This window comes from Agrobacterium sp. O3.4, from assembly GCF_041414895.1.
In the GTDB taxonomy this organism is placed as follows: Bacteria; Pseudomonadota; Alphaproteobacteria; order Rhizobiales; family Rhizobiaceae; genus Agrobacterium; species Agrobacterium cucumeris.
Genome location: NZ_JALPZP010000002.1, coordinates 177082 through 192163, shown reverse-complemented (window position 1 = coordinate 192163; position 15082 = coordinate 177082). Strand labels below are relative to the sequence as shown.

The 15082-nt window shown below is 60.0% G+C and carries 14 protein-coding genes; 8 read left to right on the top strand and 6 right to left on the bottom strand.

The features are described 5' to 3' along the window. Positions 1-24: 24 nt before the first annotated feature. The 5 genes from M0412_RS13575 to M0412_RS13555 all read right to left on the bottom strand — a co-directional run bounded on the left by M0412_RS13575 (position 25) and on the right by M0412_RS13555 (position 4784). The gene (locus M0412_RS13575; protein ID WP_046799983.1) at positions 25-1353 is read right to left on the bottom strand and encodes an FMN-binding glutamate synthase family protein; all 1329 of its coding nucleotides are present in this window, start codon (positions 1351-1353) and stop codon (positions 25-27) included. Positions 1354-1369: 16 nt separating this feature from the next. Further along, a complete protein-coding gene (locus M0412_RS13570; RefSeq protein ID WP_269698955.1) occupies positions 1370-2056 on the bottom strand; it encodes a GXGXG domain-containing protein in 687 nt (228 codons plus the stop codon). Between the two features lie 37 nt (positions 2057-2093). Then, positions 2094-2999, bottom strand: coding sequence for a glutamine amidotransferase family protein (locus M0412_RS13565; protein WP_269698954.1), 906 nt, complete (start codon positions 2997-2999; stop codon positions 2094-2096). Positions 3000-3094: 95 nt separating this feature from the next. Next, the gene (locus M0412_RS13560) at positions 3095-3775 is read right to left on the bottom strand and encodes an XRE family transcriptional regulator (protein WP_161991349.1); all 681 of its coding nucleotides are present in this window, start codon (positions 3773-3775) and stop codon (positions 3095-3097) included. Between the two features lie 34 nt (positions 3776-3809). Then, complete coding sequence (locus M0412_RS13555; protein WP_269698953.1) at positions 3810-4784, bottom strand: GlxA family transcriptional regulator; 975 nt, start codon at positions 4782-4784, stop codon at positions 3810-3812. A gap of 90 nt (positions 4785-4874) precedes the next feature. Between M0412_RS13555 and M0412_RS13550 the strand changes: the two genes are divergently transcribed. The 4 genes from M0412_RS13550 (at position 4875) to M0412_RS13535 (ending at position 9982) form a co-directional block, all read left to right on the top strand. After that, the gene (locus tag M0412_RS13550) at positions 4875-6125 is read left to right on the top strand and encodes a sarcosine oxidase subunit beta family protein (protein WP_269698952.1); all 1251 of its coding nucleotides are present in this window, start codon (positions 4875-4877) and stop codon (positions 6123-6125) included. Between the two features lie 77 nt (positions 6126-6202). Next, positions 6203-6478 (top strand): sarcosine oxidase subunit delta, encoded by a 276-nt coding sequence (locus tag M0412_RS13545; protein ID WP_269698951.1) that lies wholly within the window; start codon positions 6203-6205, stop codon positions 6476-6478. Further along, positions 6475-9438, top strand: coding sequence for a sarcosine oxidase subunit alpha (locus tag M0412_RS13540; RefSeq protein WP_269698950.1), 2964 nt, complete (start codon positions 6475-6477; stop codon positions 9436-9438). The genes M0412_RS13545 and M0412_RS13540 overlap by 4 nt, the downstream gene beginning before the upstream one ends. Then, positions 9431-9982, top strand: coding sequence for a sarcosine oxidase subunit gamma (locus M0412_RS13535; RefSeq protein ID WP_269698949.1), 552 nt, complete (start codon positions 9431-9433; stop codon positions 9980-9982). Before M0412_RS13540 ends, M0412_RS13535 begins: the two co-directional genes overlap by 8 nt. 10 nt (positions 9983-9992) lie before the next feature. Here the strand turns inward: M0412_RS13535 and M0412_RS13530 are convergent, their stop codons facing one another. Then, a complete protein-coding gene (locus M0412_RS13530; protein WP_269698948.1) occupies positions 9993-11033 on the bottom strand; it encodes a LacI family DNA-binding transcriptional regulator in 1041 nt (346 codons plus the stop codon). Positions 11034-11181: 148 nt separating this feature from the next. On the opposite strand from M0412_RS13530, the gene M0412_RS13525 reads away from it, so the two are divergent. The 4 genes from M0412_RS13525 to M0412_RS13510 all read left to right on the top strand — a co-directional run bounded on the left by M0412_RS13525 (position 11182) and on the right by M0412_RS13510 (position 15014). Beyond that, a complete protein-coding gene (locus M0412_RS13525) occupies positions 11182-12147 on the top strand; it encodes a substrate-binding domain-containing protein (protein WP_269698947.1) in 966 nt (321 codons plus the stop codon). Between the two features lie 105 nt (positions 12148-12252). Next, a complete protein-coding gene (locus M0412_RS13520; protein ID WP_269698946.1) occupies positions 12253-13257 on the top strand; it encodes an ABC transporter permease in 1005 nt (334 codons plus the stop codon). Positions 13258-13266: 9 nt separating this feature from the next. Next, complete coding sequence (locus M0412_RS13515; protein WP_269699521.1) at positions 13267-14088, top strand: ATP-binding cassette domain-containing protein; 822 nt, start codon at positions 13267-13269, stop codon at positions 14086-14088. Between the two features lie 23 nt (positions 14089-14111). Further along, complete coding sequence (locus M0412_RS13510) at positions 14112-15014, top strand: sugar phosphate isomerase/epimerase family protein (protein WP_269698945.1); 903 nt, start codon at positions 14112-14114, stop codon at positions 15012-15014. The last annotated feature ends 68 nt before the right edge of the window (positions 15015-15082 follow it).

Below are 15082 nucleotides of genomic sequence, written 5' to 3'. Positions count from 1 at the left end.
ATGCGCCCGTCCGTTCTTTATGGCTTAAAAGCTGCCTTTCCCCGGGAACCAGTTCGTTCCCGCCAGCGGAACCTGCGCCATTGCCGCAGCCTCCATGGTCAGCGCCACCAGATCTTCCGGCTCCAGATTGTGGAGATGGTTCTTGCCGCAGGCGCGCGCGATGGTCTGCGCCTCGAGCGTCATGACCTTCAGGTAATTGGCGAGGCGGCGGCCGGCGGCAACGGGATCGAGGCGTGCTGCCAATTCCGGGTCCTGCGTGGTGATGCCGGCGGGGTCTTTGCCCTCATGCCAGTCATCATAAGCGCCGGCGGTGGTGCCAAGTTTCTGATATTCCGCTTCCCAATGCGGATCATTGTCACCCAACGCCACCAGCGCCGCCGTTCCAATCGCAACCGCATCGGCACCGAGCGCCAACGCCTTGGCGACATCAGCGCCTGAGCGAATGCCGCCGGAGACGATGAGCTGCACCTTGCGGTGCATGCCGAGATCCTGAAGCGCCTGCACGGCGGGGCGAATGCAGGCAAGCGTTGGCATGCCGACATTTTCGATGAAGACATCCTGCGTAGCGGCCGTGCCGCCCTGCATGCCGTCAAGCACCACTACATCGGCACCGGCCTTCACCGCCAAAGCCGTGTCGTAATAGGGGCGTGCACCACCGACCTTGATGTAGATCGGTTTTTCCCAGTCAGTGATTTCGCGCAGTTCTAGGATCTTGATTTCCAGATCATCCGGGCCGGTCCAATCAGGGTGGCGGCAGGCGGAGCGCTGGTCGATGCCCTTCGGCAGGTTGCGCATGTTGGCGACGCGATCGGAAATCTTCTGGCCGAGCAACATGCCGCCACCGCCCGGCTTCGCGCCCTGGCCGACCACGACCTCGATGGCATCCGCACGGCGCAGGTCTTTCGGGTTCATGCCGTAACGTGAGGGCAGATACTGGTAAACCAGCGTCTGGCTATGGCCGCGCTCCTCATCCGTCATGCCGCCATCGCCCGTCGTGGTGGACGTGCCGGCGATGGTCGCGCCACGGCCGAGCGCTTCCTTGGCATTGCCCGAAAGCGCGCCGAAGCTCATGCCGGCAATGGTGATCGGCGTTTTCAGCGTGATCGGCTTCTTGGCGAAGCGCGTGCCGAGCGTGACGGTCGTATCGCATTTCTCGCGGTAACCCTCGAGCGGATAACGCGAGATCGACGCGCCAAGAAACAGCAGGTCGTCGAAATGCGGCACCTTGCGCTTGGTGCCCGCACCGCGAATGTCATAGATGCCGGTCGCCGCCGCGCGGCGGATTTCCGCCAGCGTGTGATCATCGAATGTTGCGGATTTGCGCGGCGGGGTGAAGGGGTTGTGATAGCTCATCGGAATATCCCTTGCCTCAATACGCGTCGGCGTTTTCGATGTTGAAATTGTAGAGCGTGCGGGCCGAGCCGTAGCGCTTGAACTCACCGGGGCTGACATCGGTGACGCCGGCCTTTTCGAGGAGTTCGGCAAGCTTTTCGAGATGTTCGGGCAGCATCTCCTTTTCGATGCAATCGGCACCCAGGCTCTTCACCGAACCGCGCACGAAAAGCTTCGCCTCATAAAGGGAATCGCCCAGCGCATCCCCCGCATCACCGCAGACGACGAGGTGGCCGGACTGGCCCATGAAGGCGGACATGTGGCCGATATTACCCTTCACGACGATATCGATGCCCTTCATGGAAATGCCGCAGCGGGAGGCGGCATTGCCCCTGATAACCAGAAGCCCGCCGCGACCGGTGGCGCCGGCATATTGCGAAGCATCACCCTCGATGACGACGGTGCCGGACATCATGTTTTCCGCAACGCCCGGCCCGGCCGAACCGTGCACGGTGACGGTGCCGCCATCATTCATGCCCGCACAATAATAACCGACAGAGCCGCGTACATCGACGATCACAGGGCTGTCGATGCCGACCGCCACGGCATGATGGCCGCGCGGATTGACCACTTCGAATTCGGTGTCGTTGGCTCCAGAGGAAAGGCCGTGGAGCGCACTGTTGAGTTCACGCAATGGCGTGTGGGAGAGATCGAAAACTGGCATGGATTATGACTTTCAAAACAGGCGCCGATGACGGGTCTCAGGCAGCCTTTTCATGGTCCCAGAAATAGACGGTTGCCGGTTCCGGCTCCCAGACGCGGGCATTTTCAATGCCGGGCAGATTGACCAGCGCGCGATATTCCGAGCCGAAAGCGACATATTGGTCGGTCTCGGCCATGACAGCGGGCTTGCAGGCGATGGGATCACGCACCACGCCAAAGCCGGATTTGGTACCGACGACGAAGGTGAAGAAGCCGTCGAGATCATCGAGCGCACCCTCGAGCGCCTCGCCCAGATCCTTGCCCTTGGCCATCTCAGCCGTGAGATAGGCGGCGGCGACTTCCGAGTCGTTCTGGGTCTCGAACGTCATGCCCTCGCGCACCAGTTCGCGGCGCAGATTATTGTGATTGGAAAGCGAGCCATTATGCACGAGGCACTGGTCGGCACCGGTGGAGAAGGGATGCGCGCCAAGCGTCGTCACCGCCGATTCCGTCGCCATGCGGGTGTGGCCGATGCCATGGCTGCCGGCCATGGAGCGCACGTCGAAACGGGCGACAACGTCCTTCGGCAGGCCAGTTTCCTTGTAGATTTCCACACTGTCGCCGGAGCCCATGACCCGGACATCAGGACGGATGGCGGCAAGAACCGCACGAATACCACCCAGCTTCTCGGCGGGAATATCGAGAACAGCATGGGTGCTTTTCACCGTGACCACGGCATCAACGCCATTTTCCTTCATCGCTTCGGCGAGGCCGGAAAAATCGACGGCGGGATCGGCCGACTGGATCGTTACTTTCGCCCGGCCATTGGCAGCGTTGCCATAGATCGCAATCCCGGCCGAATCCGGGCCGCGATCGGTCATGGTGACGAGCATGTCAGAGAGCAGCTGACCCAGCTGCGGTTCAAGGCTTTTGTCTTTCAGGAATAGTCCAACAATGCCGCACATCGACAGGCACCTCCATTCGTTTCTGAATGAAGGGCTAACATATGGAATTCCAATTCGTCAACTATCAGGAATATTTTTTTCTTCTAAGGCAAATTTCAATCACTGGTCACCCGCCTTTGCGGATAGGAAATGATCGACAGATAACGGGCGGGGAGCTTTACCAATTCCTCCGGCCCGTGCGGCGCATCGGCGTCGAAAAACAGGCTGTCACCAGCCTGCATGGTGAAAAGCTGCTCGCCGTGGCGATAGACCACCTCGCCCTCCAGCATGTAGAGAAACTCCATTCCCTCATGCTGGAAGGTCGGAAACACATCCGAATCCTTGGTGAGCGTGATGAGATAGGGCTCGACGGTGACGCCGCTGGTATTGTTGTCGATATGGCCGAGCAGGCTGTATTGGTGGCCGGCCCGGGTGCCCCTGCGTTCGATATTCACCCCTTGCCCCGCTTTGACGAAGGTCGCACTGCGCGGCTCCTCGAAACCGCGAAAGAACGCGGTGATCGGCACGCCCAGCGCCTTTGAAAGCGTCTGCAGCGTGGTGAGTGATGGCGAGATATTGCCGTTCTCAATCTTGGACAGCATGCCCACGGAAACACCGGTGGCCGATGCAAGATCGGTGACCGTAATGCCGAGTTTCTTGCGATAGGCGCGCACCTCATGACCGATCGCCATTTCCAGATTGTTGACCCTCGGCTCGCGAACGGCATGCGGGTCCTGGGACAGGAACTGCGCCTGCTCGGTCTTGGTGGTATCCTTGGCCATCGGTTCCTCCGGCATTTTCGTGTTTTCCCTTCTTTACAGGAAAACTATTTTAATTCAGGGGAAATCTTTGTCGCATGGCATTCGGTGTTTGCCCGAAGCGGGCCTTGAAGCATGCCGAAAAATGGCCTGCACTGGAAAAGCCCGTGGCGAAGGCCACTTCCGCGATGGAGAGCGGGCTTTGCTCCAGCAATCGCCGGGCGTGGTCAAGGCGAATGGCGCGGTAGGTCTCCAGAAAACTCGACTTCAGATGGCTCGCGAAAAGCCGGTCGAGATGCCGCGCGCTGGTTCCGGCCAGCTTTGCCATGGTCTGCCGGTCAAGCGGGCTTTCGATGGTCGTTTCCATTTTTTCCAGCACGGTCAGCAAGGCCGGATGGTGGGTGCCATGACGTTCCGCCGAGGAGCCCCGCTGCGGCGCGCCGGGTTCGGCGACCGCCGTGTGCAGATACCAGTCGCTGACACGCCTTGCGAAATGGGCGCCCATTCTCTGTGAAATCATCGCATGCATCATGTCGAGGGGCGCAACGCCACCGGCGCAGGTAATGCGGTCCCCATCGATGACGAAGCGGGCCTGTCTGGGCGTGAGATGGGCGAAGGCTTCCCGGAGTACCGGCGCGTGTTCCCAGTGGATCGTGAAATCACGATTATCCAGCAGGCCCGCTGCCGCCAGCAGGTAAGCACCGCTGGAAATACCACCAATCCTGACGCCCTGGCGCGCCAGCCGCCGCAGCATGCCAAAAGAACCTTCCCCCACGGCCCAGTCCTGCGGCCCACCGCCAGCACAGACGAAGATCGTATGGCATCGCTCGCCCACCATGGCGAGTGACTGGCAATCGACGAGGATTCCCGACGAGCTTCTGACGGCTTCACCGCCGAAGGACAAAGGCACGACCTCATAAAGATCGGTCCCGGCAATGAGATTGGCAGCCCGCAGCGGCTCCGCCGCCGAGGCGTAGGACATCAGCGCAAAATTCGGGACGAGGACAAAACCGATATGCTGAGTATTTTTTTGCTCGATGACGGTCATGTCTCGTTTCTAATTCATAATGTCCCTTTTCTGCAATCGCCTTTGGAGCCGTGTCGATAAGCTTGCGTGATATCGTTCGAGGTACGCCAGATGCGCTATTCCGCCTTTTCCATTTTCATGAACGGCCTTCTTGGCAATAAATCGTGGAAGCCCGCATGGCGGGATGTGTCACCGAAACCGCATTATGACGTCATCATCGTTGGCGGCGGCGGGCACGGGCTGGCCACCGCCTATTACCTTGCCAAGGAATTCGGCATCACCAATGTCGCGGTGCTGGAGAAAAACTATATCGGCTCCGGCAATGTCGGTCGCAACACCACCATCATCCGCTCCAATTACCTGCTGCCGGGCAACAACCCATTCTACGAGCTTTCAATGAAGCTGTGGGAAGGGCTGGAGCAGGATTTCAATTTCAACGCCATGGTTTCCCAGCGCGGCGTGCTGAACCTTTTCCATTCGGATGCACAGCGCGATGCCTATACAAGGCGCGGCAACGCCATGCGGCTGCACGGCGTCGATGCCGAACTTCTGGACCGCGCCTCGGTCAAGGCAATGCTGCCGTTTCTCGATTTCGACAATGCCCGCTTTCCGGTTCAGGGCGGCCTGCTGCAAAAGCGCGGCGGCACGGTGCGGCATGATGCCGTTGCCTGGGGTTATGCCCGCGGTGCAGATAGCCGGGGCGTCGATATCATTCAGGGCTGCGAGGTGACGGGTATTCGCCGCGAAAACGGCATGGTCGTGGGTGTGGAGACAAGCCGCGGCTTCATCGGCTGTGGCAAGCTGGCGCTCGCGGCAGCGGGCAATTCCTCGCAGGTGGCCGCCATGGCCGGCCTGAAACTGCCGATCGAAAGCCATGTGCTGCAGGCTTTTGTGTCGGAAGGGCTGAAGCCCTTCATCGATGGCGTCGTCACCTTCGGGGCGGGCCATTTTTACGTTTCGCAATCGGACAAGGGCGGCCTCGTCTTCGGCGGCGATATAGACGGTTACAACTCCTATGCCCAACGCGGCAATCTGGCGACGGTCGAACATGTCGCCGAAGCCGGCAAGGCGATGATACCGGCGCTTTCCCGCGTCCGGGTCCTGCGCTCCTGGGGCGGCATCATGGATATGTCGATGGATGGTTCACCAATCATCGACCAAACTCCGATCGACAATCTCTATCTCAATGCAGGCTGGTGTTACGGCGGCTTCAAGGCGACGCCCGCTTCAGGTTTTTGCTTCGCCCATCTTCTGGCGCGCGGCACACCGCAGGAAACGGCAACAGCCTTCCGGCTGGACCGCTTCCGACGCGGTTATCTCATCGATGAAAAGGGTCAGGGCTCACAGCCCAACCTTCACTAAATCTGTCGCGGGATTTCAGGCGAAAACCGCTCACACTTTTCGGCATCCCGCTATCTGGCGGATCAAGGACATCTGAAATGGCAAGTCTCGTGCCCTGCCCGCATTGCGGGCCAAGACCCAGGCAAGAATTCACCATCAAGGGCGCTGCCCTTCAGCGACCGGCGGCGGATGCCGGTGCTGAGGAATGGTTCGATTATGTCTATCTGCGTGACAATCCGCGCGGCGCCTATGAGGAATATTGGCACCACACCTCCGGCTGCCGCCGCTGGCTGATCGTCGCCCGCGACACCGTCACCCATGAGATATCCGCCTGCCGCGATGCCGCCGAAGAGAAGGAAGCGACAAGCGCATGACATCCAGCCGCATGAAGACCGGCGGTCTGATTGACCGCACCCAGCCGCTTTCCTTCACCTTCGATGGCAAGGTGATGCAGGGTTTTGCAGGCGACAGTCTCGCCTCCGCCCTGCTCGCCAATGGCCAGCAGCTCGTCGGCCGCAGTTTCAAATATCACCGCCCGCGCGGCATATTGACGGCGGGTGCCGCCGAGCCGAACGCGCTGATGACGATCGGCAGCGGCGGGCGCACGGAGCCGAACACGCGCGCCACCATGCAGGAGCTTTATGCCGGGCTGGAAGCGAAAAGCCAGAACCGCTGGCCCTCTCTCGATTTCGATATCGGCGCATTGACCGGCCTTCTTTCGCCATTTCTCGGCGCGGGTTTCTATTACAAGACCTTCATGTGGCCTGCCGCCTTCTGGGAAAAAATCTACGAGCCCTTCATCCGCAAGGCGGCCGGTCTCGGCAAGGCAAGCTACGCGGCAGACCCGGACGCCTATGACAAATGCTGGGCACATTGCGACCTGCTGGTGATTGGCTCCGGCGCGGCAGGGCTTACCGCAGCCCTTGCTGCTGGGCGCGCCGGCGCGCGCGTCATTGTTGTCGATGAACATTCCGTGGCAGGCGGCGGGCTCCTTTCCGAAACCGCGACCATCGGCGGCAAGAGCGCTGCGGATTTCGCGGCGCTATGCGTCGCCGAACTCGAAGCCCTGCCGAATGTGACGATGCTGACACGGACCACGGCCTTCGGCTGGTACGATGGCAATGTCTTTGGCGCGCTGGAGCGTGTGCAAAAACATGTGGCCCACCCGAAAGCCCACGTGCCGGTGGAGCGCCTGTGGCGCATCGTCGCCAAACGTGCGCTGCTCGCCACGGGCGCGGAAGAGCGGCCGCTGGTCTTCGGTGGCAATGATATTCCCGGCGTGATGATGGCCAGTGCCATGCGCAGCTATCTCAACCGTTATGCCGTAAGCCCCGGCACGGCGACGGCAATTTTCACCACCAATGACAGCGGTTATGCGCTTGCCCGCGATCTGGAAGCACAGGGTGTCACTCTTGCCGCCATCATCGACAGCCGCGAGCAAAGTAATCCGGGCTACGAAGGCAAGGCGCGTGTCATCAAGGGTGGTGTCGTCTCGAACGCAAGGGGCGGCAAGGCACTTTCCGCCATGGAAATTTATGCCAATGGCCGCACGGAAAGCATGAATATCGATGCGCTCGCCATGTCGGGCGGTTTCAGCCCCGTCATCCATCTTGCCTGCCATCGCGGCGGAAAGCCGGTCTGGTCGGAAGACAATGTTGCCTTCCTTGCCCCCGCAAATCTCAAGGGGCTCGAACTCGCCGGCGCGGTATCCGCGATCAATGGCATCGCCGCCTGCCTTGAAGACGGCGCGCGAAAGGGTGCGGCGCTTGCGCAGGATCTCGGTTTTGCAGCGACCACACCAACATTTGGCGTCGTGGAAAACGATATTGTCGCCCCGCCCGCAAAGCCACTCTGGTCCATCCCCGGCATCAGGGCCAAAGCCTTTGTCGATTACCAGAATGATGTTCACCGCAAGGATCTCGGTCTCGCCGTCAGCGAAGGTTACGGCCATGTGGAACTGGCCAAGCGTTATACGACGAACGGCATGGCGACCGATCAGGGCAAGCTTTCCAACGTCAACGCCATCGGGCTGTTGGCCGAGGCGCGCGGCGTTTCCCCGGCAGAAGTCGGCACCACCACCTTCCGGCCGTTCTACACACCCATCTCCTTTGGCGCGCTCACCGGTGCTTATCACGGCCAGCATTTCCAGCCGGTGCGCAAATCGCCGCTGCATGGCTGGGCCGAGAAAAACGGAGCGATCTTCGTTGAAACCGGCCTATGGTATCGCTCCTCCTGGTTTCCCCGCAAAGGTGAAGACAGCTGGCGGGAAAGTGTCGATCGCGAGGTTCTGAACGTTCGCAAGAATGCCGGCCTCTGCGATGTATCGATGCTCGGCAAGATCGAGATTTTCGGCAAGGACGCCGCCGAATTCCTCAACCGGGTTTATTGCAATGCCTTTCTCAAGCTGCCGGTCGGCAAGGCGCGATATGGCCTGATGCTGCGTGAAGATGGCATGATCTATGATGACGGCACCACCAGCCGGCTGGAGGAGAATCGTTTCTTCATGACGACCACCACGGCCTATGCGGCGGGTGTCATGAACCATCTGGAATTCTGCGCCCAGGCGCTCTGGCCGGATCTGGACGTGCGGCTTGCCTCTGTCACCGATCAATGGGCGCAGATGGCGATTGCCGGACCGAAGGCGCGCACAATTCTGCAAAGAATCGTCGATGAAGATATTTCCGACGAGGCTTTCCCGTTTCTTGCGGCCAAAGACGTCTCACTGTTTGGCGGGCAATTGCATGGACGCCTGTTCCGGATTTCCTTCTCCGGCGAGCTGGCCTACGAGCTTGCCGTTCCGGCCGGTTACGGTGAAAGCGTTGCCGATGCGCTTATGGAAGCAGGAAAGCCGGAGAATATCATGCCCTATGGCGTCGAGGCGCTTGGTGTGCTGCGCATCGAAAAGGGCCATGTCACCCATAATGAAGTAAACGGCACGGTGGTGCCCGCCGATCTCGGCTTCGGCAAAATGGTCTCCGCCACCAAGGCCGATTTCATCGGCCGGCGAATGCTGGAGCGCGAGGGGCTTTCCGCTGCCGACCGTCCAAGCCTTGTCGGCGTCGTGCCGCTGGATAAAAACCAGTCCTTCCGCACCGGTTCGCATATTCTCGAAAGGGATGCGGCGGCAATGCTGGAAAACGATCAGGGTTATGTGACCTCAAGCGCGTTTTCACCCCATCTCGGTTCGACCATTGGCCTCGCCCTCGTCAAGAATGGCCCTGCGCGGCATGGCGAGGAAGTCGTGGTCTGGAACGGTCTGCGCAATGAATTCACCGCCGCCCGCCTGTGCCATCCGGTTTTCTTCGACCCTGAGAACGAGAAGCTCCATGTCTGATTTCAAGCCCGATTTCAAATCTGGTTTCCGGCCGACGCTCCGCCCGCCGGTGCTGGGCAAAAAGGCAGCGATTGCTTCAACCGCCATCAAGCTCTCTCCCCTGCCGGAAGGCGCGATCATTCATGTGCTGGCCTCGCCCGGCACAGCGGATATGGAAGTCCGCCTGCGCAGCCTCGCAAAAGGCGATGTGCGGGCGGTCTCTCCCGGCCAATGGCTCATCGTCGGCGAAGAGCCGCTGTCCCACGCGGAGATGAAGGCGTTTCTTGCGGCGCTTGAGCCGCAGGCGACGGGTGTGGACCAGAGCCAGGGACGCGTGCGTATTCGTATCGAAGGCAGGATGGTCGAGCGGGTGCTGGCGAAAGGAACGGCGGTCGATCTTTCCACCGCGGCTTTTCCGGCGGGACGCTCCGCGACGACGCTGATCGGCCATATCGCCGCGCATCTCACCCGGCTTGATGGGCAGGTGTTCGAAGTCGTTGTTTTACGCGGTTTCGCTGAAAGCCTGTGGGACGATCTTGCCCGGATGAGCCTTGAATTCCAGTGATCTTATCGGCCTAGGTCCAGATGCTTTCGGGCGTCAGGATTTCAAAGGGAACGATCCGCTGTTCGACGGAGGATATATCGCCATTCTCGACGCGCCGTAACATCACGTCGATCAATTGCTGCGGCATCCTGTCGAGGGGAAGCGGCAGAGAGGCGGTAATCAGCCCCTCATTCAGACCCTTGCGCGTTTCCGGGCCGATATCATTGCAAACGATCTTTATGCCGCGCTGCTTTTCCATGGGCAGTTCCCGAAGTGCCCGCAAAACGCCGGATATGCCACCGCCATTGACATAAATCCCCTTGAGACCGGGTTCGGAAGCGATCATGTCACGGATGATGACATAGGCATTTTCAGGCTCTTCGAAGGTCAGCAGTGTTTCCGCCACCTGCAATTCAGGTGTGTTCTCGCGGATATAGGAGCGGAAGCTGGCATCCGAAACATCCTGACACTGATAGCGGTTGCTGCCGATCAGCGGCACGACCACCCCCTCGCCCTTTACAGTCTGGCTGAGGAACCATGCCGCAGTCCGACCGCGTTTCCAGCTGTCGGTTCCAACAAACCCCGCGCGGCTCGCCGCCGACAGATCAGATACGTAGGTTACCACGGGAACGCCCCTGCCCCGCAGCTCGTCGATTGCCTGGCTGACGAGTGGATGATCGGCCGTCACCACCGCGATCGCGCTGCAGGATTGCCCCATCTTCAGGAGATTGGCGGAAACGGCCTCCGGTGAGAGGTCGTCCTCGAACACGACATCCGGCTCGATGACGCTGTCCGGCCTTTGGCGTGCAGCGATAACGATCCCCTCCGCCCACAACCGGTAGAGCGGCCGATGGGATTGTTGCAGCAGAAAACCGAGCCTGTAGTGGGGCATGGCCTCACGACGGCGGTCCTTGATGGTGCCGAGACCATAAAAACCGATCTCTTCCGCGGCCTTGAGAATCTGGTCGATCGTATCCTGACGCACGGCGGTCGAACCGTGCAGCAACCGGTTGACCGTGGAGATGCTGACACCGGCTGCCTTGGCGAGGTCGGTAATGGTCGGGCGGTTCATGGCACCTCACAATCGTATCATCAATGAATGACATGGAATGATACGAAATGCAACATTAAATGAAATATAAATTCCATTCTCAAGAAAATGAAAGATATAAATCATCCTGTCATTTTGGCCCATCGGGAGAATGGGCAGGGAGGAAACAATGGCATTTTTCAGGAAATTTCTCATCGCGGGTGCTGCATCGCTGGTAATGGCATCCGGCGCGTTTGCGGCCAATATCGCCGTTGTCGGTGGCAAGAACGACGACGCATTCTGGAACATCATCAAAAAAGGTCTGGATGACGCACGCCTCGTGGTCGAGGCAAATGGCGGCAAGGTCAATTATCTGCGCCTGCAAACCTACGACAATTTTGCGCCCGATGTGGTGCAGCTGATCCAGACCGCCATCAGCCAGAAGGTCGATGGTCTCGTGATCCCGAACTGGGTACCGGAAGGCGAAGACCCGGCGATCCGGGAAGCCATCAATGCCGGCATCAAGGTCATTCTCATGAATGCCGGTGGGCACGAAAAGGCCAAGGAACTCGGCGCGATCAACTATATCGGCTCCGACGAATATCTGGCGGGTGTGGCCGGAGGCGAATATTTCGCCAAGCAGGGCAAAAAGAACGTCATCTGCGTCAATACCGTTCCGGGCGCCGCCAATCAGGAGGCGCGCTGCAAGGGCGTCATCGACGGTATCACCAAGGCCGGCGGCGCCGGCAAGCAGCTGCCGCTTCCGGCCACCAGCTTCGGCGACGCCACCGCCGTCGCCGAGGCCATCAAGGCGACATTGCTACAAGACAGCAAGATCGACGGCGTCCTGACCATTTCGGCGGGCGATGCGGATTCGGCCGCCATCGGCGTCATGCAGGCCGGCAAGACCGAAACGGCCCTGCTCGGCACCTTCGACCTCAACCAGTCCGGCCTCGACCGGATCAAGGACGGGACGCAGGGTTTCGCAATCGACCAGCAGCCCTATCTGCAATCATTGCTGGCGGTAACGCTGCTGGCCTCGGCCATCGATTTCGGAACCGATCTGCCGACCGCCCCACTGCTGACGGGACCGAACATCGTCGACAAATCCAACATCCAGACCACGCTTGCCGGCGTCGCCAAGGGAGCGCGTTGAGCGGTTATCCGTAGCCACCTCCGATCCCCAAGGAAACCGGGGGTCGGGGTTTGACGGCAAAAGGATATCCCCTCGGCACTTAGGGCCAATATTGGAGTGAACGACGTGAAAAATTTCTCTTTGGGCGACCTTCTGCGCCGCCCGGAATCAGGCGCCTTTCTCGGCCTTGTTTTCGTTCTTGTCTTCTTCGTTGTCTTCGGCAGCATCGAATTCCTGAAACCGGCGGGTGCCGCAAGCTGGCTGAATGTCGCCGCCAATCTCGGCATCGTCGCCATTCCCGTCGGCCTTCTCATGATTTCCGGCGAGCTGGACATTTCCATCGGCGCGATGATCCCGGCCGGCGCTCTGACGGTCGCCATCATCACCGGTTATTACGGCATGCCAATCTGGCTCGGCATCATCGGCGCGCTTGGCCTTGGGATGCTTGTCGGGCTGATCAACGGTTTTCTGGTGATACGGACCGTGGTGCCGTCACTGATCGTCACGCTCGGCACGCTGTTTGCGGTGCAGGGGCTAATCCTCGGCTTTTCCGTGCTTCTGACCGGCACGACCAGCGTGGCGCTTAGCCCGGCGCAATCCGGCCCCATCGCCAAATTTCTCTTCGGACATTTCATCGGCGGCAGTTTTCAGGTCAGCATCGTCTGGTGGCTGCTGCTGACGGCGATCTATATCTTCTACGTCCATTATTCGCCCTTCGGAAACTGGATCTTCGCCATGGGCGGCGACCGCGTGAGTGCCCGCAATGCCGGCATTCCCACAGACAAGCTGACGGTGACACTTTTCGTCCTTTCCTCCGTCAGCGCCTCCTTCGTCGGGGTCTGTCAGGCAATCCTGTTCAACGTCGCCCAGGTTTCGGCCGGCATGACCTTCATCTTCAACTCCATCATCGCGGTCGTCGTGGGCGGGGTGCTGTTGACGGGCGGTTTCGGTTCGGTGATCGGCATTTTTCTCGGCACCATCACCTTCGCCATCGTCAACCAGGGCATCTATTTCACTTCGTTTGACCGCAACTGGTCGAGCCTCATCATCGGCGTCATGCTGCTCTTGGCGGTGCTGATGAACAACACCTTTCGCGTCATGGCGCTCACCTATTCGCCGAAGAAGAAGTGAGGCTGGATGATGACCACACCCATTCTCGAACTCAGAAACGTCAACAAGTCCTTCGGTCCCATCGATGTTCTGCACGATATCTCGCTGAAGGTGCGCGCCGGCGAGGTGCTCTGCCTGCTGGGCGACAACGGTGCTGGAAAATCCACACTGATCAAGACACTGGCCGGGGTTTATCAGCCCAGTTCCGGTGAGTTGCTGATGGATGGCAAGCCGGTCGATTTCGACGGGCCGCGCGATGCGCAGCGCATGGGCATTTCCACCGTGCACCAGTTTGGCGGAACCTTTCCGCTGATGAGCATCGGCCGCTCCTTCTTCATTGGCGCAGAACCCACGAAAGGTTTCTGGCCCTTCCGGATTTACGACCGCAAGAAGGCCAATGAAATCGCCGTCAAGGCGGTGCAGGAATTCGGCATCACCCGCATCGATGACGGCGACCGCTTTATCGGCGGGCTCTCCGGCGGCGAGCGGCAATCGCTCGCCATCGCCCGCGCGGTGCATTTTGGCGCACGCGTTCTGATCCTCGACGAGCCGACGGCGGCGCTGGGCGTGAAACAGGCGTCCCATGTCCTGCGCATCGTCCTTGAAGCGCGCAAGCGGGGGATCGCGGTGATCTTCATCACCCATCAGGTCACCCACGCCATCGCCGTCGGCGACCATTTCGCCGTGCTCATCCGCGGCGCAGTCGCCGCCAATTTCCGCAAGGGCGAAAAATCCCGCGAGGAGATCACCGACCTGATGGCCGGCGGTGAGGCGCTCGCCGATCTCGGGGCTGAGGTGGAAAATTACATGGCCAGCCATGACGGCCATCCGCCGCAGCCGCCATCCAGTTAAGACATAGAGAAGGATCAAGACCGATGAAAATCGCCATCGACCCCCACATGCACCGTTTCACCAGCCTCGATGAGCTGCCCGCCAAGGTGAAGGAGCTTGGCTTCGACTGGATCGAACTCAGCCCCCGCGCCGATTTCCTCGAATGGTTCAAGGCGCCGCGTGTTTTTCCCGAGCGCATCAGGTCTTTCAAAAAGGCGCTGAAAGACGCCAATGTCGGTATCGCCTCGCTGCTGCCGATGTATCGCTGGGCCTCAAATGACGAGACCGAACGGCAGGCGGCGGTAAAACACTGGAAACGCGCCATCGAGACCGCCATCGACCTGGAGGTCGACACGATGAATTCCGAATTCGGCCGCGGACCGCATCCCGACAAGGGTTCATGTTATTGCTGCCATACCGGCTCGATGATTGAAGCCTGCGAGGACGCCTGGTGGCGCTCGATGGAAGAACTGGTGCCGATCTTCGAACGCGAAGGCATCAACCTGCATGTCGAGCCACATCCGGAAGACTGGTGCGAGACGCTGCAGCCGGCGCTCGACATCATCCGCACCGTCAATTCGAAGAACGTCAAATTCCTCTATTGCGCGCCGCACACCTTCTATTTCGGTGACGACACCAAGGCGATGCTGCGCGAAGCGAAGGATGTGCTCGCCCATGTGCATGTGGGCGACACCTTCAACCACAAGGCCAGCTCCGGGCTTCGTTATATCCTCAACCCGCCGGGCACGCAGGCGCGGGTGCACCAGCATCTCAATATCGGCCAGGGTGAAGTGCCATGGGACGACTTCTTCAGCACGCTTTCCGAAATCGGCTTCGACGGCATCATGACCTCCTGCGTCTTCGCCTGGGAAGACAGGGCCGATGAATCGAGCCGGTTCATGCGCAGCAAGATGCAGGACTATATCGACCTCTATTTCAAGAAATAACGCGGCAAACCGGCGCTGAAGCTGACGCGAACCCAGCCTCCAGCCACGGCCATTCGTAACATCAAATG